Below are 19,827 nucleotides of genomic sequence, written 5' to 3'. Positions count from 1 at the left end.
CTTTGACTTTAAGCCTTTAAGCCTTTAAGCCGTTGAAGCCAGCCAGCCAGCCCCCACCACCCCCTCAAATCCTGTTCCACCAACGCAACCGCGGCACATTGCCACCAAGCGTGAAACGGCAACTCGCGCCAAAACCGAGATCCCATCCCAGCGTAGTGGCCAACGGCACGCCAAGCCAGTGCGCCGCCAACATGCGCATCGGCCCCGCATGGGCCACTACCCACAAACGATCCGGCGCCCCCGCCGGCAACGCATCAGCCCATGCCGCCACTCGCGCCATCGCCTCGGCCACCGTCTCGCCACCATGGGGCCGGGCATGCAGCAAATCCGCGGCCCACGCATCCACCTCTGCGCGAGGCACGGCATCCCATGCATGGCCCTCCCACCTGCCGAAATCCAGCTCACGCAACCGCGCATCGGTCTCGAGCGGCAGCCCGAGGTCCTGCCCCAGCAGCGCGGCTGTAGCGCGAGCGCGCACCATCGTGCTGCTGACGATACGCTGCGGCACCAGACCATCGAGCGCCGACAACATGCGAGCGGGTTCGGGCGCCACAGGTTGCGCAAGCGGCAAATCGAGCGCCCCGTAGCAAACGCCCTGCGCAACCTCAGGCCGCGCGTGCCGGATCAGGACCAGGTCCATGCCGCCGCCACGAGATAGATCAACAACTCGGCCAGCTGCTGCGCCATGCCGAGACAATCGCCGGTGTAGCCGCCGATACGGCGCACGTAATAACGCCCAAGCAGAAAACGGAGCACCAGCAACGCCACCAGCACCACGGCGGCGAACAACGGCGACACCAGCAGCAGCGGCAAGGCACCGCACAGCAGCGTGAACACCAGGCCGATACCCGACAGCCGCTGCGCCACCGGCTTCGCCTTGCCCTCGGCCCGCACGTAGTCCAGCGTGGCAAGATAGCTCACGGCCATCGCACGGCTAGCCGCATGCGCGGCCACCAGCACCAGCAGCAGCTCCACCATGCCACTGCGCGCGGCAATCGCCACCAGCAGTTGCCACTTGAGCAGCAGCGCCACCACCAGCGCGATAGCGCCGAACGCGCCAATGCGCGAGTCGTGCATGATGCGCAGCACATCCTCGCGCCGATAGCCGCCGCCGAAGGCATCGATGCAGTCGGCCAGGCCGTCTTCGTGGAAGGCGCCTGTCACCAGCAGCGTCACCGCCATGCCCAGCAGCAGCGCCACGCCGGGCGGCCACCATTGCAGTGCACCCCAGCTCGCCAGCGCGCCGAGCGCGCCCACCAGCAGCCCCACCAGCGGGAAATAGCGCGCCGCCGCGTTCAGGTAGTGCGGCGCAAAGCCAACCCAGCGCGGCACGGGCACCCGCGTGAAGTAGCCGACGGCGGTCAGGAAATAGCGGAGTTCATCGAGCATGGGCCATTGTGGCAGGATTGCCGCCGCGCTAGGCGGAAGCCGTGCTGACGCCGGCCGCGCCGAAGGTCGCCATCTCGCGAAGGAAGGCCGCGGCCGAGGCCACCAGCGGATAGGCCAGCGCGGCGCCGGTGCCTTCGCCCAGGCGCAGGTCGAGGGCCAGCAGCGGTTCCGCGCCGAAATGTTCCAGCAGCCGGCGATGGCCGTGCTCATGCGAGCAATGCGAGAACACGCAGTACTGCAGCACCTCGGGAGCAAGGCGCTGCGCCACCAGCAGCGCGGCCGAAGCGATAAAGCCATCGACCAGGATCACCATCCGGCTGGCCGCCGCGGCCAGGAAAGCGCCGGTCATCATGGCGATCTCGAAACCGCCGAATGCCGCGAGTACGTCGAGCGGCTCCACGGCATCGGCATGCAGGGCCAGCGCCTGCGCCAGCACCGCCCGCTTGCGTGCCAGGCCGGCATCGTCCAGGCCGGTGCCGCGGCCGATGCAATCGTCGATCGGCGTATCGGTCAGCCGGCTCACCAGGCAAGCGGCCGACGAGGTATTGGCGATGCCCATCTCCCCGAAGCCGATCACGTTGCTGCCCTGTTGCGCGTGGCGCAGCACGCGCGCCATGCCGGCGGTGAGCGCCGCCTGCACCTGCTCCGCGGTCATCGCGCGCTCTTGCGCGAAATTGCGCGTGCCCGCCGCGATGCGGCAGTTGACCAGGCCGGGCGCGGACGGCAGCGGCGCGCGCACGCCGGCGTCCACCACTTCCAGCGCCAGCCCGTGCAGACGCGAGAACACATTGATGGCCGCGCCGCCGGCCAGGAAATTGAGCACCATCTGCGCCGTCACTTCGGCCGGATAGGCGCTCACGCCGGCGTCGGCCACACCGTGGTCGCCGGCGAACACGATCACGGCCGGCCGCTTGAGTTCAGGCGTGCCGCTGCCGGTGATCAGGCCGATCTGCAGGGCCAGGTCTTCGAGCCGGCCGAGCGCGCCGAGCGGCTTGGTCTTGGCATCGATGGCGGCTTGCAGCGCCGGGCGCAGGGAGGCGTCGAGCGGGGCAATGTAGGGTAACTGCATGATGTTCGTCGCAATGATTGGCTGAATGACAAAGGGCACCAACGGCACCAATGGCACAAATGGCCGGAGCCTTACATCTCTACACCGCGCTGCGCCTTGATACCCTGCTGGAAGGCGTGCTTGACCGGCGTCATGTCGGTCACGGTGTCCGCCGCCTCGATCAGCGCGGGCGGCGCGCCACGGCCGGTGATCACCACATGCTGCATCGGCGGGCGCGCGCGCAGGTCGGCGATCACGGTGTCGACATCGAGATAATGCAGCTTTAGCGCGATATTGAGTTCGTCCAGCAGCACCAGCCCGACCGACGGGTCGCGCAGCAGCCCGCGCGCCACCTCCCACGCCGCCTGGGCCTTGGCCACATCGCGCGCGCGGTCCTGGGTTTCCCAGGTGTAGCCCTCGCCCATCACGTGGAAGGCGCACTGCTCCGGAAAACGCCGCAGGAACAGTTCCTCGCCGCTGGGAATCGCGCCCTTGATGAATTGCACCACGCCGGCCTGCATCCCGTGGCCGAGCGCGCGCACCACCATGCCAAACCCGGAGCTGGACTTGCCCTTGCCGTTGCCGGTGGTGATCACGATGACGCCGCGCTCGTCCTGGGCCGCGGCGATCTTGGCGTCCACGACATCCTTCTTGCGCGCCATGCGCGCCTTGTGGCGTTCGTCGCGGGCGGCGTCTTCGTTCGTGGAGGGGGCGTTGGCCTGTGGTTCAGTCATATCGATTTCCGTCTTGTTCCGGATGAGTGGCGCCGTCGGCAATCAGCGCGGTGTGGTGGCCGTCGCTGACGCTGACAATCGGCGTGCGCAGCGCGTGCGAGCAATACGCGGGAGTCAGTACTTCCGACGCGGGGCCATGCAGGCAGAGGCCGTCCTCGGCCAGCAGCAAGGCATGGGTCGCATAGCGCCGCGCCAGGTTGAGGTCGTGCAGGATCACCACGACGGCGTGGCGGCCGGCGCGCNCCCCCCCGCCGGCGTGGCGGCCGGCGCGCGCCAGCCGGGCCAGGGTTTCCAGCACCATGATCTGGTGGCGCAGGTCCAGGTGGGCGGCTGGTTCGTCGAGCAGCAGCAGTGGCGCCTGTTGCGCCAGCGTGGCGGCCAGCGAGACGCGCTGGCGCTCGCCGCCGGACAGGGTCAGCACGTCGCGCCCGGCCAGCCCATCGAGATCCAGTTCGCGGATGACCGCGGCGACCACCGCATCGTCCTCGCGGCCGGACCAGCCCCAGCCCGAGAGGTGCGGATGGCGGCCCACGGCCACGGCGTCGCGCACCGACATCGAAAAGGTATCGTGCACCGCCTGCGGCAGGTAGGCGCGGCGCAACGCCAGCGCGGCCGGCGCGATCTCCAGTGGCGCGCGGCCGTCGAGCAACACCGCGCCGCCGTCGGGCTTGCGCAGTCCGGCCAGCACCGACATCAGCGTGGACTTGCCGACGCCGTTCGGGCCGACGATGCACCAGAGTTCGCCGGCCTGCATGGTCAGGCTCAGGCCATCGAGCAAGGCGCGCTTGCCGGCGCGCAGTTGCAAGGACTGCAGCACCAGCGGCGGACAAGGCGAGACGGGTTGGTTCCAGCTCGTCATGGGGATCAGCGCGGCCTGCGCAACAGCAAGAAGAGAAAAGTCGGCACGCCCAGCAGCGCCGTGATCACGCCCACCGGCAACTGCGCGGGCGCGATCACCGTGCGCGCCACCAGGTCGGCGGCCATCAGCAGCGCGCCGCCGAGCAAGGCCGAGGCTGGCAACAACAGGCGCTGGTCGTTGCCCCAGGCCAGGCGCACCAGATGCGGCACCACCAGGCCGACAAAGCCGATCGAGCCGGCGGACGTGATGGCCACCGCGATGGCCAGCGAGGCCAGCACGAACACCGACATCCGTATGGCGCCGACGCGCACGCCCAGCGCCTGCGCTACCGTCTCGCCCAGCAGCATCGCATTGAGCGAGCGCGCCAGCGGCATCGCCAGCAGCACGGCCAACGCCAGGGCACCCAGCGCGAGCCCGTAGCTGGCGGTACCGCCAAGATCGCCGGTCAGCCAGAACAACATGCCGCGCAGCCGCGCTTCGGGCGCCACGCTCAGGATCAGGGTAATCAGCGCGCCCCAGCCCGCGGCCAGGATCACGCCGGTGAGAAGCAGGCGCGAGCCGGCCTCATGGTGGCCGCCCTGCACCTGCGGGTGCAGCAGGTCGCGCCGGGCCAGCGTGGCCACCAGCAGCATCGAGAACAGCGCGCCGCCCGCGGCGCCGGCCTGCACCGTCCACAGCGGCCACATCATCAGCATGGCGGTGAGAGCGCCGGTGGCCGCGCCGCCCGAGACGCCCAGCACATAGGGCTCGGCCAGCGGATTGCGCAGCAGCACCTGCATCAGCGCGCCGGTCAGTGCCAGCAGGCCGCCGCAGGCGAAGGCGGCGGCCGCGCGCGGCAGCCGCAGCTCGCGCACGATCGCGCCGGCGGTATCGTCGGTGGCGCCTGACAGCGCCTGCCAGACCTGCGTGCCCGACAGCGGCACGCTGCCCACCGCCAGGGACAGCAGGAACACCGCCACCCCGGCGGCGGCAAGCATCAGCCAGACGGCTAGCGCGCGGCGCATCTCAGGCGGCCGCCATCACTGGCGCCAGCCCAGCGTGACAAAGCCGGCGCGTCCCTGCGTGTTGTAGGGATAGGCGAGCTGGTAGTTCTTGTCGAACAGGTTTTCCACGCGGGCGGCAACGAACCATTGCTTGTCGATGTTGTAGCGGGCAGTGAGGTTGACGATACTGTATCCGCCCAGGGTACGCGAGCCGCTATCGAGGCGGGCCGACGAAACGATCCACTCCCCGCCCAGGCGGAAGGCGCCGAACTGGCGGCCCACGTCGAAGGCGGCATGGCGGCGCGCGCGGCGCAGCAACTGCGTATTGCTCTGCTCGTCCACCGGGTTCTGGAAGGTCACGCTGGCACCCACGTCGGTGCCCATCAGCCTGGCGCGCCACGAGGCTTCAATGCCCTGCACCTTGGCCTTGTTGATATTCTGCGCCAGGAACAAGCCGTTGGGCTGCAACGCGGCGGTGATCAGGTTGTCGTAGCGGGTCTCGAACGCGGTCACGCGCAGCAGGCCGGCGCTGTCCGTGCTGTACTGCGCGCCCAGCTCGACCGACTTGGCGCGCTCGGGCTGGATGCCGGGCTGACCATAGTTGGGATAGTACAGTTCGTTGAAGGTGGGCGCGCGGAAGGCATTGCTGGCGTTGGCGATCAGCTTGAACGCCTCGGTCACGTTATAGCCGTAGCCGGCGAAATAGCTCGCCTGGCTGCCGAAATCCGAGTAGTGGTCGTTGCGCGCATTGAGCTGCAGCTGGTGCTTGCCCAGCCGGCCATCGTAGCCGCCGAACACCGACACGATGTTGCGGCCCGGCGCGCCATACGTGTTCGAGCTGAATTCCTGCTGCGCATACTCCGTGCCGAACAGCAGCTTATGGGTGGGCGCCAGCGCATATTCGTTCTGCCACGTGTACTGGCGGTTGCGCGTGTCGAAGTTGCTGTTGAACAGTCCGTTCAGGGTGTTTTCGCTATTGTCCCCGCTCTGCGCGATCTTGAAATGCGTGGTCCAGTCCCGGGTGAACTTGCCGTTGACAAAGGCGGATACGGTGTACAACTCGCTGTTCATCCACCAGACATCGGTCGGTTTGCCTGTCGTGGTGTCGTAGGAGAGCTTGCTCTTCGAGTAGTAGGCGGTGACGCCGGCGTCCCAGTCGCTGGTGAAGCGATGCTTCACCTGGCCCGATACGCTCTTGTTGTCATACGGGTTGTCGTTCGGGTTCGGGCCTATGCCCTTCTTTGCCTTGGCCGGATTGTCACCGTTCCATTGCGCCGCATTGATCGCCGAAAAACCGTCTGTCTTGACGGCTGATCCGGTGATATTGAACGAGGTATCGCCCACCTGGCCGCCGTAGCCCACCGTGCCCTGGCGCGTATTGTTGCTGCCGTATTCGATCTGAGCGTTGGCTGCGGGAGCCTGGCCCGCGCCGCTCTTGGTGAAGATCTGCACCACGCCGCCGATCGCATCCGAGCCATAAAGCGCCGAGACATTGCCGCGCACGATCTCGATATGGTCGATCTGGTCGGGCAGGATATTCGAGAGCTGGGCCGTGCCGCTGCTGGCCGCCGAGATCCGCACGCCGTCGATCAGGATCAGCGTCTGGTTGGAGTTGGCCCCGCGCATGAACAGGCTGGTATTGGCACCCAGGCCGCCGTTGGCGGCAAACTCCACGCCGGCCTGCGTGCGCAGCAGCGAGCGCAGGTCGATGGCTTGCGAGTTGACGATGTCCTGCTGGGTCACCACGGTGGTATGCGGCAGTGCCTCGGTCAACGGCTGGACAGTGCGCGTGGCAGTGACCACCACCGGGTCTAGTTGCGCATCGGCCGCGAGCTGCGAGGCGGATTGGCCGGCGGACTGGGCCATGGCGATGCCAGGCGCGCTCACGGCAAGCAAGGCGGCAAGCGCGGCGGGCAGTTGCCGGGAGACGAAAACGGGGGCGGTGTGGCGGCGCGCCGGCAATGCCGGACGGCTCGACCTGTAGGACGATGAGCGCATGATGCGATTGTGGGAGAGATCTGCCTGGTCCGTTCCCCCGCGGACCGTCTGGCGACGAAGCACGCCGCCGGTTCCCGCAAAAAGACAGCAAAAGGCAGCGCACTCTCATCCAGGCCGGTATCCGGGCTGGCGACACCAGTCCGACCGCCTTCCCGAACCTTGCGGATCAGTGGCTTGTGGGTCGGCCTTGCGATCTTGCGATCGCGGTCGCTTACCGTTGCGGGGGCAGCACAGGTTGGCACGGCTCCACCCTGGCGGCGGCGGCTGGCTCCCTGTTTCCCGTTGAACTGCAACCCTGTAGTGAATAGGATTACGAGCACCTGGAACGTGCGCGAGTGTAGGCAGTTTCGGGGCAAGCGTCAATGCCGCGGGAAATCCGTGGCAAAGCGCCTGAAAACAGGCATAAAGCCGTCGCCCGGAATGCCGTTAAGCGACGATGCATGCAACTTCAGCGCGCAGGCCCGGTCACACACACCTGCGTTCGCCGTCCGCACGATAGCGCTTGGGCTAAAATCCCAAAACCCGAGACCCTAGATATGACAGGCTCTATGCTCACCGAACTCGAACAACTCGCCGCCAAGATCGGGCGTGTGCTGCACCATGCCGATACCCTTGCGGCGGAGAACCAGCGGCTGCGCGAGGAGATCGAACGCCTGCAGGCCGAGGCCAGCCTGCTGCGTGGCGACCGCGAAGCCATGGCGGCTGACCGCGAGCTGCTCAATATCAAGATCGAGGAAGCGCAGTTGCGCATCCAGTCGATCCTCGACAAGCTGCCCACCGCCAGCGACGCCCGCCAGCTCGACCTGCTTGGTGAAGGCGAGGCGGCCAGCCGCGCCGATCACAAGGCTTCCGGAGAAAACGCATGAGCAACAAGCAAGTCGAAGTGAACATTGCCGGCCAGTCATACCGCTTCGCCATTTCGCCCGACAATGAAGCCGCGCTGCTGGAAGCCGTGGCACTGGTAGACGACCAGATGACCCGCCTCAAGGGCGGCGTGTCCGCCAAAGGCGTGGAACGCGTTGCCGTGATGGCCGCCATCAGCATCGCCTCCGACCTGCTCTCGCTCAAGCGCAAGCAGCAGGAGGACGGCGCGATTCCCGTGGATGCCGTGCGCGCGCGCATTCGCGAACTCAACGAACGCGCGGACGAAGCCCTGCGGCAGTACGCGCACGTGGGTACCAATGCGCCCGCGCCGCGCAGCTGAACACGCCGCAGGCGGTGTACCGCACGGCACAGGGGAGCCGCGATGTGCCCGACATGCCGCGCGCGTCAGCAAAATGTAACGACACGCAACGACGGGCTTGGTATGGAAAGCGGTGCGGTGTATAGTGGAGCCAAGCCGCACCAAGCCACATAGTTGCGGCACCTTAGGTCGGGTTATCGCGCCTGACCGCCGTTTTCATCCCATCCAAGTTCGAAACGGCAAACGTCTGACAGCCCTCCCGGAGCCGTTGTGTTCGGTAGAGCAATAAAGGTCAGACGTTTGACAGTTTCCCTGCCTGGTTCGTCAGGATCATATTCCTTGAACCGATAAGCATTTGTTGGTGCGGGATTATGCCGTGTGGGCGAGCGCGTCGCTTGGTTCATAGTCGCAGTCTGGACTCCCTGAAACAGTGATGTACCCGAAATGCGGCTTCCGCAGCCACTCTGAACCTCACTTGGGTTCAGGATGCCGATCCAGCGGCCGAGGCGGGGACCCCTCTAAAGGCGGTGGTTTTTTAACCACCGCCTTTTCCTTTTGTGCCGCGCTTTCTTGCGCCGCCATGTTTCCCTCTTCCGCCCTGCCCCCGCTTCCTTGCTGATGCGGGCCCACGCCGGCCCGCGTCGGGCAAACGGTTTTCTTTTGGCCGGGCTTGCTGCACCATAGCGCTGTCGCCAACGTCACGCCTGCCCTGCCTGCCCATGAGCCGATCCACGCAAGCCAATGCCACCACGCGCGCCCGCCAGTACTGGCTGATGAAATCGGAACCCGACGAGGCCAGCATCGATACCCTGGCCGAGCGTGGCACCTTGCCATGGACCGGCGTGCGCAATTACCAGGCACGCAACTTCATGCGCGACGCCATGCGCATCGGCGACGGCGTGCTGTTCTATCACTCCTCCTGCCCGCAGCCCGGCATTGCCGGGCTGGCCGAAGTCAGCTCGCAGCCCTATCCCGATCCCACCCAGTTCGACCCGAAGAGCGACTACTACGATGCCGCCGCCAAGCCCGATGCGCCGCGCTGGATGCTGGTCGACGTGCGCTTTGCCGGCAAGGGCCCGCTGATCTCGCTGGCCGACCTGCGCGCGCACGAGGAACTGGCGGACATGGCCGTGCTACGCCGCGGCAACCGCTTGTCGATCACGCCGGTGACGCCGGCCGAATGGCGTTTCATTACCACGAAGCTGATGCGCTGATGGGCTGAAACGCTTCAAAGATGCGGTGCGGCGGCAGCCGCACGNGGGGGGGCCGGCCGCACGCCATGGCGGGTGGCACTGACGGTCACACAGGCGGCATGCCACAATGGCTGCCGACTACATAACTACAACACCAATAAGGCCGATTCCGCATCATGAGTTTTTCCCTGATTCCCGGGCTGTTGCTGCTCGGCGCCTTCACCGGTTTCTGCGCCGGCTTGCTCGGCGTCGGCGGCGGCATGCTGATGGTGCCCTTCCTCACGCTGCTGTTCACCGCCATGGCATTCCCGCATGAGGCCATCGTCCATATGGCGATCGCCACTTCCATGGCGACCATCCTGTTCACTTCGCTGTCCTCGGTACGTGCCCATCACAAGCGCGGCATGGTGCGCTGGAAACTGGTGCTCGCGCTGGCCCCGGGCATCCTGATCGGCGGCATGATCGGGGGCGGCAAGGTCTTCGCGGTGCTCAAGACGAGCTGGCTGTCGCTGCTGTTCGCGGTATTTGTCGGTTTCTCCGCGTGGCAAATGCTGCGCAACCGCAAGCCCGCTCCGCACCGGCAGCTCCCCGGCACGCCGGGCATGCTGGGCGCCGGCGGGGTGATCGGCTTCCTGTCCAGCCTGGTCGGTGCGGGCGGCGGATTTGTCTCGGTGCCGTTCATGACCTGGTGCAACGTGCCTATCCACAACGCCGTGGCCACCTCGGCCGCGCTCGGCTTTCCCATCGCCGTGGCGAGCGTGATCGGCTATGTATGGAGCGGGCTGGGCCAGGGCGGGCTCCCGGCGGGTTCGCTCGGCTACATCTATCTGCCGGCGCTGGCGGTGATCGCCGTGGCCAGCGTGCTGACCGCGCCGCTGGGCGCGCGCACCGCGCACCGCATGGATGTCGGGCAACTCAAGAAGGTCTTCGCCTGCCTGCTGTTCAGTCTTGCGGCCTATATGCTGTGGAAAGCCTGGCACGCGTTCTGAGCGGCTGCTCGGGCGGTGCACCACAGCGGATACATGTAGATACAACGTCGATCGCAAGGTAACGGAACGATCACCTCGGCCGCGCGTCTGATTTGCATCGCCAAGAAAGGGAGAATCCTGATGAAACAACTGCTTGCCGCCACGCTGCTGGGTACCACCGCCATGGTTGCCTCCGCCCAGGGCGGCGGCCCGACCCACGACCCGGCGCCCGCCGGCGTGCTGTCGCTGTCCGCCCAGGCTGCCACCGAGGTACCCACCGACGTGGTGCACATGACGCTGGCAGCCGAACAGGAAGGCGCCGAGCCCGGCGCGATTTCCTCGTCGCTGTCGGCGAAGACGCAGGAAGTGATTGCCCAGGCGAAGCGGACCAGCGGCGTGCAGGCGCAATCGGGCGGCTTCACCATCTATCCGTCCAACGACAAGAACGGGCGCATCAGCACCTGGCGCGGCCGCGCCGAGGTGATTCTGGAGTCGCGCGATTTCTCCGCGGTGTCCAAGCTCGCGGGCCAGCTCGCCGGCCAGATGCAGGTGCAGAACATCAGCTTCTCGCTGTCGCGCGAAGCCCGCCACGCCGCCGAGGCCAAGCTGACCGAGCAGGCCGTGGCCTCCTTCCGTGAAAAAGCGCAGGCCACCACCAAACTGTTCGGCTACGGCAGCTACACCATCCGTGAAGTCCAGGTGAGCGAAGCCGGCGCCGTGCAGCCGATGCCGCGCATGTACGCGGCCAAGGCCATGATGGCCGATTCCGCGCCGGTGCCGGTAGAGGGCGGCAAGGCCCAGGTCACGGTGACGGTGAACGGTTCGGTGCAGATGCTGAAGTAGATCCCGCGCGTCCGGACCAGGACGCACCACACACGGGTCAAACGGGCCTCTTCCACGCAGCGGGAGAGGCCCGTTTTCCTATGCGCAAGCCGTGCTGCCAACGCGCAGCCGCTCCACGACGCGGGCGTAGTCCTCCGGGGTATCCATGTCGGTGGTGAAGCGGTCGTGGCTGGCTTCATGGACGAAGACTTCGTCCGGATGGTCGGCGATCAGTTTGCGGCAGCCGGGATTGACGTGCCCCGCCACCACCTCGGCAGCATAGCTGGCGGAAAAGGCGACCGGGTTGCCGCGCTGCCCCGCGAATACCGGGACCAGGATCGAGCCGCGCGGCATGGCGCCGAAGGCGCCCACCAGCTCCCGGTAATCGCCGGCCTCCAGCAAGACCTGGTCGGCCAGGCAAACCAGCACCACGCTGCACGGCAGCCGCAGCGCGGCGACGCCGGCGGCCACCGAGGTCATCTGGCCCTCCTCGTAGCGCGGATTGGGCTGGAAGCCGACTGGCAGGTCCTCAAGCGCTTCGATCACCGCGCGGCCCTGGAAGCCCGTCACCACGACAAGCTCTTGCGGTCCCGCCGCAAGCACGGCGCACACGGTACGCCTGACCGCGGGTTGCCCTGCCACCGGCAGCAGCAGCTTGTGCCTGTCCCCCATCCTCGATGACATGCCGGCGGCCAGCACGACCGCCGAGAAGGCAGGCAGCGCGGTCGCAGTCTCGCTCATGTCGTTCATGTCGTTCATGTCGTTTCCCGCTGCCGCGCGATCGCCAGGTACTTGCCCGGCTCGCGCTCGAATTCCACCTTGCAGCCGTCGCAGCAGAAATACAGGCGCTGCCCGCCGTAGTCGACAACATACTTCGCCGAAGCGATATCGATCTCCATCCCGCAGACCGGGTTCACGTAGCGCACCGGCATCAGATCGACCGATGCCATCGACTCGCACGGACGCACCACGGGCAGCTTGTCGGCCGTCCCCGCGCCCGACACCTCGGCCGCCCGCTCCTGCTCCAGCAGGCGGCGCAGCATCACCAGTCCCGCGACCGCGCCCAGCGCGATCTCCTGCGGGGTCCGCGCATGGATACAGGGTCCGGCCGGCGCATGCAGCGCGGCCAGCCGTTCCGGGGCGATGCCGCGCGCGCGCATGGCCTCGCGCAGCTTGTCCGCCTTGCGCTGGCTGGCTACCAGCAGGACCGCCGCTGCAGGGCTGCGCATGGCGGCTTCCAGGGCCTCCTCGTCCCCGTCGCCCTGAGTGGCCACCAGGACCAGTTGCGGACCCAGCAATGCAAAGGCCGCATCGTCGAAGCCTTCGATGACACGCGGCAAGCCAAGCGCGGCGAGCGGCACGGTTACCTTCGCCGCGGCGGCAACGCTCAGCCCCATGCGCTGCGCGAGCACGCAGGCCTCCAGCGCGGTGGGCGTCGCGCCAAGCACCAGCACCACGGGCGGCGGCAGCGTCGGCTGGATGAACAGTTCGATGGTGCCGTTGCTCGCGCACGGCATGGCGTGGTTTTCCACATCCGCCTCCGGCGCCGCGGGCGCGTTGCTGATGCGAAGCAGCTTGGGCTGCCCCGAACGGATCGCCTCCAGCGCGGCCTGGATCACGATGGCGCGGGAACAGCCGCCGCCAATCCAGCCGTGCAACGCGCCATCGGCTTCCACCAGCGCCTGCGCGCCCACCCAGGCCGAAGTAGGCGGCTGCGCCCGTATTACGGTGGTAACGGCGAACGGCAGCGAGGCTTCGATCAGCCGTTGCTCTAGTTGCAGGAGAGTATCGTCGTTCATTGCGTCATTGCTTCATTGCTTCATTGCAGAATGGACAGCACTTGTGGCAGCACTTGCTGAAGACTTGCGAGATCGCGCGCGCCGGCCAGCAGGTCGATATACGGCAGCGCAGCCAACATGCCGGCGCTGGCCGGCGTAAAGCCGGGCTGGCCGACGAGCGGATTGAGCCAGACCAGCGTGCGGCAACGCCGCCGGATCCTGTGCAGCGACTGCCGCAGCAACGCCGGCGCGCCGGCATCGTAGCCGTCGCTGACGATGACGACAGCGGTGCGCGAGTGCAGCAGCGCCGCCGCATGCTGCCGGTTGAATTCGTCCAGGCTTTCGCCAATGCGCGTGCCGCCCGCCCACCCCGCCGACAGAAGCGCCAGCCGCTCCTGCGAGCGCCAGGGATCCGGATCGCGCAGCGCCTGCGCGATGCCCACCAGCCGCGTATGGAAGATGAAGCAATGCACGTCGGAAACGCGCGCGCTCAACACCCGTGCAAGCCGGAGAAAGAAGAAGCTGTACAGGCTCATCGAGCGGCTCACATCCAGCAGCAGCACGATGCGGGGACGCTGCCGCTGCGGCCGCCGCCAAGCCAGGTCCAGNGGGGGGGGGCCCGCCGCGCGACACGCTGCGCCGGATCGTCGACGGCATGTCGATCACGCGGCCGGAAACGGCGCGGCGTTCGCGGCGTGTCTGTATGCCGCGCAGCCGCTGCGCGAAGCGCCGCATCGCCTCGTCGATGGCGAACAGTGCATCGGGCTGGTTGAGATGGCGAAAATCCGCGTGGGCGAGCGAGGCCTCGTCCGAGACGCCGCGCGCGGCCGCGCTGCCCATACCGGTTGTGTCGTTGCCATAGCCACCGGGTGCCAGCGGCGTGCCTTCGCTGTCGTCAGGCTGGCCGCCCTCGCGCTGCCGCGTCATGCGGCCAGCGCCGCCCGCATGGGCCCGCACCAGCGCGCGCCGGTTCGGCCTGAGGAAGTAGGCGTCGAACAGTTCATCGAAGCGGCGCCATTCCTCGGCACGCGAGCACAACAGAGCGCGCAGGCTCCAGCGCAGCAGCTGGCTATCCATCTGCCCCATGCGCTGCGCCACCTCCATCGCGGCGGCCATCTCGCTGCTGGTGATGCCAAAGCCGTTGGCGCGCAGCCATCCCGCGAACCCGGCGTAGCGGGATTCGAGCATGGCGCCGAGGCTTTGCGCAGGCGCCTGTTCGTCGGTGCAAGGGATGGCGGTCAGCATGCTGCAGCCAGCTTTTCCACGACCGGACGGGTCAGCCCGGCCTGGTCCGCGCGCGTCTTGACGAGGGCGGACAGGGAATCCATGATCCGCTCGGCGCCGCCGGGGTCGAGCGCGCCGATGCCCAGCCGAAGCAGGGCCGACACCCAGTCGAGCGTCTCGGCAAGGCCGGGCCGCTTCTGCATATCCATCTGCCGCACGGCCTGCACGAACTCGACGACCTGGCGCGCGAGCTTCTCCGGCACTTCCGGCACCTGCATGCGCACGATCAGCAGTTCCTTGTCGAAGCTCGGATAGTCCACGTACTGGTACAGGCAGCGGCGGCGCAGCGCATCGGAGATCTCGCGCGTGCCGTTCGAGGTCAGGATCACGAAGGGACGCTCCGCCGCGCGGATCACGCCGAGCTCCGGGATCGACATCTGGAAGTCCGACAGCAGCTCCAGCAAGTACGCTTCGAACGCTTCGTCCGTGCGGTCTATCTCGTCGATCAGCAGCACCGGCGCCGGCGTCGTGGTGATCGCCTCCAGCAATGGCCGCTTCAACAAGTAGCGCTCGGAGAAGATGTCCTGCTCCTTGTCCGGGACCGGGCGTTCGTCCTGCTCAAGCAGCTTGATCGCCAGCAACTGGTGCTGGTAGTTCCACTCGTAGAGCGCCGAATGCGCGTCCAGCCCCTCATAGCACTGCAGGCGGATCAGGCGCGTGTCCAGCAAGCGCGCGAGCGCTTTCGCGACCTCGGTCTTGCCGACGCCCGCCTCGCCCTCCAGCAACAGCGGACGGCGCATCTCCATGGTCAGCAGCAGGGTCGCCGCGAAGCTGCGCTCGGCGATATAGCCGTGCCGCTCCAGGCGCTGCTGCAGCGATATCACGTCGTTCATGCGGCCGGTGGTCATGGCGGGCTCGGGCATCCGGTCAGGTGGCCTTGCGGGCAAATATCCCGCGCACCCAGTCGCGCAGCATGGCCCAGGCAAGCGCCAGGCCGTTCAACCCGGCTTGCGGCGCGGCCGCCTCCGGCACGGGGGCATCGGCGGCATCCGCAGCGGGCTGTGCCTGCGGCGCCTGCACAAGCGCCGCGAAATTGGCGGCGAATTGCTTGAGGATCTGGTCCCCCGCCGCGTTCATCATCCGCCCGCCAAACGCGGCCGCCTTCCCGCTCATCGTCACCTCGCTCCTGCCGGCCAGCTCGCATGCCGCGCCTGCCGCCCGCACGGTCGCGAGCAGGTCCATCGACGCGGCGGACGAGCCCGTGGAATCCGCGCCCTTGCCGGCCAGATGCAGGCTTCGTGCGGCCGGATCGAGGCCAAGCACTTCGATATCGCCCTTGAACGACATCGTGGCGGGGCCGAGCCGCACGACAATCGTCCCCTTGTAGTGCGTGGCATCCACGCGCTCGGTGATCGTCGCGCCCGGCATGCACGCAGCCACGGCCTCGACGTCCCGCAGGGAATGCCACGCGGCATCGACCGTGGATGCCAGCGGAAATACCTTTTCGAGTACGACTTTCATCAGACTTTCCTCGAGTTCGTGAGCCGCCGCCGGCCACCGGACGCGGCGCGATGGCGGGCTCCTGGCGTCAGCGCTCCGCCAGCCCGAGCGCGCGGCTTTGCTGCCAGACGCGATAGGCGCTGTGCGGCATGTTCATATGCGTGACACCCAGGTGCGCGAAGGCATCGACCACCGCCGAGGTGAAGCACGGGATCGAGCCGACGTGCGGCGATTCGGCCACGCCCTTCGCGCCAATAGGGTGATGCGGCGACGGCGTGACAGTGAAATCGGTATCCCAGTGCGGCGTTTCGATCGCGGTCGGGATGAAGTAGTCCATCAGCGTGGCGCCCAGCAGGTTGCCGGCTTCGTCGTAGGGCATCTCCTGCCCCATCGCCACGGCGAAGCCCTCCGTCAGCCCGCCGTGGATCTGCCCTTCGATGATCATCGGGTTGATGCGCGTGCCGCAGTCATCCAGCGCGTAGAAGCGGCGCACCCGCGTCTCGCCCGAGTAGCGGTTGATATCGAGCACGCAAACGTAGGCGCCGAACGGGAAGGTGAAGTTGGGCGGATCGTAGTAGTCCACCGCTTCCAGCCCCATTTCCATACCTTCCGGCACGTTGTTGTAGGCGGCCCATGCGACTTCCTTCAAGGTCTTGAACTGTCCAGGCGAACCCTTCAGGGCAAAGCGGTCCAGGTCGAACTCGACATCGTCCGGGCTGACCTCGAACAGGTGCGCGGCGATCAGCCGGGCCTTCTCGCGTATCTTGCGCGCCGCCCGCGCCACCGCCGCGCCGGCAACCGGCGTGGAGCGCGAGCCGTAGGTGCCAAGGCCGTACGGCGCGGTGGACGTATCGCCCTCCTCCACCTGGATCACCGATGCCGGGATGCCGGCCTCCGAAGCAATGATCTGCGCGTAAGTCGTCTGGTGGCCCTGCCCCTGCGTGATCGTGCCCATCCGGGCGATGGCCGAGCCGTCCGGATGCACGCGGATCTCGCACGAATCGAACATGCCGATGCCGAGGATGTCGCACGACTTCGACGGCCCCGCGCCGACAATCTCGGTAAAGGTGCTGACACCGATGCCCATCAGCCACTCGGCCTGCTTGTCAGCCCGCTGCGCTGCCTGCTCGGCGCGCAGCGCGGGATAGTCGACGGCGTCCAGTACCTTGCGCAGCGCGGTTTCGTAATCGCCGGAATCGTACTCAAGCCCCAGCGGCGTGAGATACGGGAACTGATCCTTTCGTATGAAATTGCGCAGCCGCAGTTCGGTCTTGTCGATGCCGAGCTTCAGGGCCAGCACGTCGAGCATGCGCTCGATCAGGTAGACCGCCTCGGTGACCCGGAACGAGCAGCGGTAGGCCACGCCGCCAGGAAACTTGTTGGTGTAGACGCCATCGACCGAGACGAAGGCGTTGGGGATCGCGTAGGAACCGGTACACACATGGAACATGCCCGCCGGCCACTTGGTGGGGTCGGCGCACGCGTCGAAGGCGCCATGATCCGCGACGACATGCACGCGCAGTGCCTTGATGCGTCCGTCGCTGTCCGCGGCGAGTTCGCCCTTCATGTGATAGTCGCGGGCAAACGCGGTGGTGCTGAGATTCTCCGCGCGCGATTCGATCCACTTGACCGGCCGCCCGAGCACGATCGATGCCACAATGGAGGCGACATAGCCGGGATACACGCCAACCTTGTTGCCGAAGCCACCGCCGATATCCGGCGAGATGATGCGGATCTTCGACTCCGGGATAGCGGACAGCAGGCCAACCACCGTACGCACCACATGCGGCGCCTGCGAGGTGATGTAGACCGTGAGGTCCCCGCGCGCCTTGTCGTAGGACGCCACGCAGCCGCACGTCTCCAGCGGGCACGGATGCACGCGGGGATACAGCATGTCCTGCGTCACGGTGACTTCGGCGTTGTCGAACGCGCGGTCGGTCTTGTCCTTGTCGCCGATATTCCACGTAAAGATGTGATTGGGATGCCTGCGCGCGCCATGCGCGCCCACCTGCTTGTCGCGGATGTCCTCGCGGATCACCGGCGCGTCCGGCGCCAGGGCTTGCAGCGGATCGACCAGCGCGGGCAGTTCCTCGTATTCCACTTCCACCAGTTCCGCGGCATCGGCCGCGACATAGCGGTCGTCCGCCACGACGAACGCCACCTCCTGGTTCTGGAAGCAGACCTTCTCGTCGGCCAGCACTGCCTGCACGTCGCCGGCCAGCGTCGGCATCCAGTGCAGCTTGAGCGGTTTCAGGTCGTCGGCGGTCAACACCGCATGCACGCCGGGATGCGCGAGCGCGCGCGATTTGTCGATCTTCTTCACGCGTGCATGCGCGTACGGGCTGCGCACCATCACGCCGAACAGCATGCCCGGCATCTTGATGTCATCGACATAGGTGCCCTTGCCCTGCAGGAAGCGCGGATCCTCGCGGCGCTTGCGCGAACAACCCATGCCTTCCAGCGCGGCCACGCGCTCGGATTCGGCATTCATATTTCCCATCATGCTTCTCCGTTGCTCTCCGTTGCGTCGATGTCGGATGACGGCGCGATCACCGCGTCTCGCCCATCAGCGGATGCGAGGTCTGGACCGCCTCGCCGCGCAGCTTGCGCGCGGCGTACTGCACGGCTTTCACGATGTTCTGGTAGCCCGTGCAGCGGCAAAGGTTGCCGGCCATCCAGTAGCGGATCTCCTCCTCGCTCGGGTCGGGGATCTCCTGCAGCAGCCGGTGCGCGCGGATCAGCATGCCGGGCGTGCAGAAGCCGCATTGCAGCGCGTGCTCCTGCATGAAGGCTTCCTGCAGCGCGTGCAGCTCGCCGCCTTGCGCCATGCCTTCCACGGTCAGCAGGTCCGCGCCCTCCGCCTGCACCGTCAGCACCGTGCAGGCCTTGACCGACATACCGTTCATGTCGACCGTGCAGGCGCCGCAATGCGAAGTCTCGCAGCCGATGTGCGGGCCAGTGTGCAGGCACCGCTCCCGCAACGTGTGGATCAGCAGCTCGCGCGGCTCGACCACCACGTCCGTGTCCTTGCCGTTCAGCCTGAACGACACCATCGTCTTCTTGCTCATGTCGTGCCTCCGGAACCTGCTTATCGGCTTACCGTACCGCCAGTTCAGTGCGCGGCGCGCGAATAAGCAACGCGCAGCGCGCGCTGCGTCATCTCACCCGCCATCGCCGTCTTGTATTCGACGTCACCGCGCAGGTCCCCGGCCGGGTCGCAGATGGCCATCGCCAGCCGCGCGGCCTCGGCAATGGCGGCATCGTCGAGCGGTTTGCCGCGCAGGTATTGCTCTGCGTCGCTGGCCCTGAGGGCGGTCGGCGCGACATTGGTCAGCGCGATGCGCACATCCTCCACGGTCTCGCCGCGCATGCGCAGCATCACCGCCGTGGCGGCGGTGGCGAAGTCGCCGGATTTGCGCTTGAGCTTGGCGTAGCAATTGCCGCTGCCCGTGGCCGGCACCGGAATGCGGATTTCGGTCAGGATCTCGTCTGCTTCGAGCAGCGTCATGTAGGTGCCGAGAAAGAAGCCGTCGGCCGGCACCACGCGTTCGGCAAGCTTGCCCGCGAGCACGAACGAGGCGTCCAGCGCAATCATCAGCGCCGGATGATCGTTGCCCGGATCGCCGTGCGAGATGTCGCCGCCGAGCGTGCCCCGGTAGCGCACCTGCGGGTCCGCGATCTGGCGCGCGCCTTCGACCAGCAGAGGACATTTCTCCTGCAACAACGCCGACCAGATCAGCTCGTTCTCGGTCGTCATGGCACCAATGCGGATCTCGCCGCCGTCCTCGCGAATGCCCTTGAGTTCCGCCAGCTTGCCCAGGTCGATCAGGTGGCCGGGCTCGGCGAAGCGCAGCTTCATCATGGGCAGCAGGCTGTGGCCGCCGGCAAGGAGCTTGGCGTCGTCGCCGTACTCTCCAAGCAAGGCGAACGCCTCCGGCAACGTCTTCGGCACGTGATATTCGAACGGACGAGGTATCACATCGGTCTCCTTGTCATGCGCCAGTTCCCGTCCAGGCCAGCGATGCCCCGGGCGCGCAGTGTTTCTTGCAGCATTTCAGAATGCACCGCAGCAAAGCAATTTGATTTCCCGAACGGCCGTTTTGCCTGCGCCAGGCGTCGGAAACTTGCACGAAATGCAGGTTGCACAT

General features: G+C 67.0%; 20 protein-coding genes, 1 other RNA gene, 2 pseudogenes and 1 riboswitch. Of the genes and pseudogenes, 6 read left to right on the top strand and 17 right to left on the bottom strand.

Going from position 1 to position 19,827, the window contains the following annotated elements; genetic code table 11:
• Positions 1-64: 64 nt before the first annotated feature.
• From cobC to CF70_RS33540, 8 genes and pseudogenes are all read right to left on the bottom strand, one after another.
• Entirely contained in the window at positions 65-640 is a 576-nt protein-coding gene (gene cobC, locus CF70_RS33570) for an alpha-ribazole phosphatase (RefSeq protein ID WP_035876063.1), read from the bottom strand.
• A complete protein-coding gene (locus CF70_RS33565; RefSeq protein ID WP_035876060.1) occupies positions 625-1,389 on the bottom strand; it encodes an adenosylcobinamide-GDP ribazoletransferase in 765 nt (254 codons plus the stop codon). Before CF70_RS33565 ends, cobC begins: the two co-directional genes overlap by 16 nt.
• Before the next feature lie 28 nt (positions 1,390-1,417).
• Complete coding sequence (gene cobT / locus CF70_RS33560) at positions 1,418-2,458, bottom strand: nicotinate-nucleotide--dimethylbenzimidazole phosphoribosyltransferase (protein WP_035876133.1); 1,041 nt, start codon at positions 2,456-2,458, stop codon at positions 1,418-1,420.
• Positions 2,459-2,529: 71 nt separating this feature from the next.
• On the bottom strand, positions 2,530-3,171 hold the full coding sequence (gene cobO / locus CF70_RS33555; protein WP_035876058.1) for a cob(I)yrinic acid a,c-diamide adenosyltransferase: 642 nt from the start codon (positions 3,169-3,171) through the stop codon (positions 2,530-2,532).
• Positions 3,164-3,413 (bottom strand): annotated as a pseudogene (locus CF70_RS38535) (ABC transporter ATP-binding protein); the annotation flags it as partial. The pseudogene CF70_RS38535 and the gene cobO, both read right to left, overlap by 8 nt.
• A gap of 1 nt (position 3,414) precedes the next feature.
• Positions 3,415-4,030, bottom strand: a 616-nt coding sequence (locus CF70_RS33550) for an ABC transporter ATP-binding protein (protein WP_235185317.1), incomplete at its 3' end; no start/stop codon positions are given.
• A gap of 5 nt (positions 4,031-4,035) precedes the next feature.
• A complete protein-coding gene (locus tag CF70_RS33545) occupies positions 4,036-5,034 on the bottom strand; it encodes a FecCD family ABC transporter permease (protein ID WP_035876052.1) in 999 nt (332 codons plus the stop codon).
• A 15-nt stretch (positions 5,035-5,049) separates the two neighbouring features.
• Positions 5,050-7,011, bottom strand: coding sequence for a TonB-dependent receptor plug domain-containing protein (locus tag CF70_RS33540; RefSeq protein ID WP_035876049.1), 1,962 nt, complete (start codon positions 7,009-7,011; stop codon positions 5,050-5,052).
• 95 nt (positions 7,012-7,106) lie between these two features.
• A riboswitch (cobalamin riboswitch) is annotated at positions 7,107-7,350 on the bottom strand.
• A gap of 209 nt (positions 7,351-7,559) precedes the next feature.
• Between CF70_RS33540 and CF70_RS33535 the strand changes: the two genes are divergently transcribed.
• The 6 genes from CF70_RS33535 to CF70_RS33515 all read left to right on the top strand — a co-directional run bounded on the left by CF70_RS33535 (position 7,560) and on the right by CF70_RS33515 (position 11,198).
• Entirely contained in the window at positions 7,560-7,877 is a 318-nt protein-coding gene (locus CF70_RS33535; RefSeq protein ID WP_035876046.1) for a hypothetical protein, read from the top strand.
• Positions 7,874-8,215, top strand: a complete 342-nt coding sequence (locus tag CF70_RS33530; RefSeq protein ID WP_035876043.1) for a cell division protein ZapA — start codon at positions 7,874-7,876, stop codon at positions 8,213-8,215. Before CF70_RS33535 ends, CF70_RS33530 begins: the two co-directional genes overlap by 4 nt.
• 285 nt (positions 8,216-8,500) lie before the next feature.
• Positions 8,501-8,711, top strand: a non-coding RNA gene (gene ssrS, locus CF70_RS34275) — 6S RNA.
• Between the two features lie 202 nt (positions 8,712-8,913).
• Positions 8,914-9,408: an EVE domain-containing protein gene (locus CF70_RS33525; protein WP_035876040.1), complete on the top strand. Its 495-nt coding sequence runs from the start codon at positions 8,914-8,916 to the stop codon at positions 9,406-9,408.
• A gap of 155 nt (positions 9,409-9,563) precedes the next feature.
• A complete protein-coding gene (locus CF70_RS33520) occupies positions 9,564-10,376 on the top strand; it encodes a sulfite exporter TauE/SafE family protein (protein WP_035876037.1) in 813 nt (270 codons plus the stop codon).
• Between the two features lie 120 nt (positions 10,377-10,496).
• The gene (locus tag CF70_RS33515; protein ID WP_035876034.1) at positions 10,497-11,198 is read left to right on the top strand and encodes an SIMPL domain-containing protein; all 702 of its coding nucleotides are present in this window, start codon (positions 10,497-10,499) and stop codon (positions 11,196-11,198) included.
• 78 nt (positions 11,199-11,276) lie between these two features.
• Here the strand turns inward: CF70_RS33515 and CF70_RS33510 are convergent, their stop codons facing one another.
• The 9 genes and pseudogenes from CF70_RS33510 to CF70_RS33475 form a co-directional block, all read right to left on the bottom strand.
• On the bottom strand, positions 11,277-11,936 hold the full coding sequence (locus CF70_RS33510) for a nucleotidyltransferase family protein (RefSeq protein ID WP_235185316.1): 660 nt from the start codon (positions 11,934-11,936) through the stop codon (positions 11,277-11,279).
• The gene (locus CF70_RS33505) at positions 11,933-12,976 is read right to left on the bottom strand and encodes an XdhC family protein (RefSeq protein ID WP_035876031.1); all 1,044 of its coding nucleotides are present in this window, start codon (positions 12,974-12,976) and stop codon (positions 11,933-11,935) included. The genes CF70_RS33510 and CF70_RS33505 overlap by 4 nt, the downstream gene beginning before the upstream one ends.
• 20 nt (positions 12,977-12,996) lie before the next feature.
• Complete coding sequence (locus CF70_RS38530; RefSeq protein WP_235185320.1) at positions 12,997-13,557, bottom strand: VWA domain-containing protein; 561 nt, start codon at positions 13,555-13,557, stop codon at positions 12,997-12,999.
• 7 nt (positions 13,558-13,564) lie between these two features.
• Positions 13,565-14,200, bottom strand: a pseudogene (locus CF70_RS38525) (carbon monoxide dehydrogenase); the annotation flags it as partial.
• A complete protein-coding gene (locus CF70_RS33495) occupies positions 14,194-15,087 on the bottom strand; it encodes an AAA family ATPase (RefSeq protein WP_035876127.1) in 894 nt (297 codons plus the stop codon). The pseudogene CF70_RS38525 and the gene CF70_RS33495, both read right to left, overlap by 7 nt.
• 19 nt (positions 15,088-15,106) lie before the next feature.
• On the bottom strand, positions 15,107-15,700 hold the full coding sequence (locus CF70_RS33490; RefSeq protein ID WP_035876028.1) for an SRPBCC family protein: 594 nt from the start codon (positions 15,698-15,700) through the stop codon (positions 15,107-15,109).
• A gap of 67 nt (positions 15,701-15,767) precedes the next feature.
• Positions 15,768-18,170, bottom strand: a complete 2,403-nt coding sequence (locus tag CF70_RS33485) for an aerobic carbon-monoxide dehydrogenase large subunit (RefSeq protein ID WP_235185315.1) — start codon at positions 18,168-18,170, stop codon at positions 15,768-15,770.
• 58 nt (positions 18,171-18,228) lie between these two features.
• A complete protein-coding gene (locus CF70_RS33480; protein WP_035876022.1) occupies positions 18,229-18,747 on the bottom strand; it encodes a (2Fe-2S)-binding protein in 519 nt (172 codons plus the stop codon).
• 44 nt (positions 18,748-18,791) lie between these two features.
• Positions 18,792-19,658, bottom strand: a complete 867-nt coding sequence (locus CF70_RS33475; RefSeq protein WP_035876019.1) for an FAD binding domain-containing protein — start codon at positions 19,656-19,658, stop codon at positions 18,792-18,794.
• Positions 19,659-19,827 lie beyond the last annotated feature (169 nt).

The sequence above is a fragment of the Cupriavidus sp. SK-3 genome (assembly GCF_000611145.1).
In the GTDB taxonomy this organism is placed as follows: domain Bacteria; phylum Pseudomonadota; class Gammaproteobacteria; order Burkholderiales; family Burkholderiaceae; genus Cupriavidus.
Note: the sequence above shows the minus strand (reverse complement) of the source record. Positions and strands in the feature narration are given on the sequence as shown.

What these genes read in the sequence shown, in the direction of transcription:
- cobC (WP_035876063.1), bottom strand. Translation starts at nt 640, where the DNA reads ATGGACCTGGTCCTGATCCGGCACGCGCGGCCTGAGGTTGCGCAGGGC.
- CF70_RS33565 (WP_035876060.1), bottom strand. Translation starts at nt 1,389, where the DNA reads ATGCTCGATGAACTCCGCTATTTCCTGACCGCCGTCGGCTACTTCACG.
- cobT (WP_035876133.1), bottom strand. Translation starts at nt 2,458, where the DNA reads ATGCAGTTACCCTACATTGCCCCGCTCGACGCCTCCCTGCGCCCGGCG.
- cobO (WP_035876058.1), bottom strand. Translation starts at nt 3,171, where the DNA reads ATGACTGAACCACAGGCCAACGCCCCCTCCACGAACGAAGACGCCGCC.
- CF70_RS33545 (WP_035876052.1), bottom strand. Translation starts at nt 5,034, where the DNA reads ATGCGCCGCGCGCTAGCCGTCTGGCTGATGCTTGCCGCCGCCGGGGTG.
- CF70_RS33540 (WP_035876049.1), bottom strand. Translation starts at nt 7,011, where the DNA reads ATGCGCTCATCGTCCTACAGGTCGAGCCGTCCGGCATTGCCGGCGCGC.
- CF70_RS33535 (WP_035876046.1), top strand. Translation starts at nt 7,560, where the DNA reads ATGCTCACCGAACTCGAACAACTCGCCGCCAAGATCGGGCGTGTGCTG.
- CF70_RS33530 (WP_035876043.1), top strand. Translation starts at nt 7,874, where the DNA reads ATGAGCAACAAGCAAGTCGAAGTGAACATTGCCGGCCAGTCATACCGC.
- CF70_RS33525 (WP_035876040.1), top strand. Translation starts at nt 8,914, where the DNA reads ATGAGCCGATCCACGCAAGCCAATGCCACCACGCGCGCCCGCCAGTAC.
- CF70_RS33520 (WP_035876037.1), top strand. Translation starts at nt 9,564, where the DNA reads ATGAGTTTTTCCCTGATTCCCGGGCTGTTGCTGCTCGGCGCCTTCACC.
- CF70_RS33515 (WP_035876034.1), top strand. Translation starts at nt 10,497, where the DNA reads ATGAAACAACTGCTTGCCGCCACGCTGCTGGGTACCACCGCCATGGTT.
- CF70_RS33510 (WP_235185316.1), bottom strand. Translation starts at nt 11,936, where the DNA reads ATGAACGACATGAACGACATGAGCGAGACTGCGACCGCGCTGCCTGCC.
- CF70_RS33505 (WP_035876031.1), bottom strand. Translation starts at nt 12,976, where the DNA reads ATGAACGACGATACTCTCCTGCAACTAGAGCAACGGCTGATCGAAGCC.
- CF70_RS33495 (WP_035876127.1), bottom strand. Translation starts at nt 15,087, where the DNA reads ATGACCACCGGCCGCATGAACGACGTGATATCGCTGCAGCAGCGCCTG.
- CF70_RS33490 (WP_035876028.1), bottom strand. Translation starts at nt 15,700, where the DNA reads ATGAAAGTCGTACTCGAAAAGGTATTTCCGCTGGCATCCACGGTCGAT.
- CF70_RS33485 (WP_235185315.1), bottom strand. Translation starts at nt 18,170, where the DNA reads ATGAATGCCGAATCCGAGCGCGTGGCCGCGCTGGAAGGCATGGGTTGT.
- CF70_RS33480 (WP_035876022.1), bottom strand. Translation starts at nt 18,747, where the DNA reads ATGAGCAAGAAGACGATGGTGTCGTTCAGGCTGAACGGCAAGGACACG.